This is a genomic window from Acidisoma sp. S159 (genome assembly GCF_009766125.1).
Classification (GTDB): domain Bacteria; phylum Pseudomonadota; class Alphaproteobacteria; order Acetobacterales; family Acetobacteraceae; genus Acidisoma.
The window spans coordinates 1-525 of record NZ_LMUG01000053.1 but is presented as its reverse complement, the minus strand read 5'-3'; the positions used below and the strand labels follow the sequence as shown (position 1 = coordinate 525).

The 525-nt window shown below is 61.0% G+C and carries 1 protein-coding gene; it reads left to right on the top strand.

The features are described 5' to 3' along the window. The first annotated feature begins 85 nt into the window (after window positions 1–85). Window positions 86–376: a WGR domain-containing protein gene (locus tag GSQ92_RS16290; RefSeq protein WP_159013694.1), complete on the top strand. Its 291-nt coding sequence runs from the start codon at window positions 86–88 to the stop codon at window positions 374–376. Window positions 377–525: the final 149 nt, after the last annotated feature.

The following is a 525-nucleotide window of genomic DNA, read 5'->3' as shown; positions in this document are numbered from 1 at the left end:
TGACGGTATCCTCCCGCCATCTCCAGAATCACAATGCGCCGAGCCGAAGCAAGCAATTAATGGGTCCTGACCCTAGGCTTCTGTCATGGCGACTCGTGGTGCGAACCGAAAGAAACTTCAGCCGGTACAGCTGCCGCTGTTTCCGGATAGCGCGGTGTTGTGCCGCATTCGGCCGGAATTAAACGAGTGGCGGTATTACAGGATGGAGGTGTGGCCGGACTTGTTCGGCCGCGCGCTTCTGATGCGCCAGTGGGGCCGGATCGGGACGGATGGTCGCCAGCGGACGGACCCGCATCCTGATTCGGGAGCTGCTCTCAATGCTCTGGCCCGAATTGCACGATCCAAGCACCGAAGAGGGTATCGGCCGCGGCCTTAGACGGTTGAGTCGCGCGACTTGGCCGGGGCGACACATCCTGGATGTCGCCGGAACAGGTTGGGGTTGGGGCTGGGGCTTTAGGGCCGCGTCCTGAAGCCGCGATCTCAGGACGATCACACTGCGCGGAATTAACTGCTTTGTTCATGCCA

Coding starts and splice junctions, on each gene's coding strand:
- GSQ92_RS16290 (WP_159013694.1), top strand. CDS start 86: ATGGCGACTCGTGGTGCGAACCGAAAGAAACTTCAGCCGGTACAGCTG.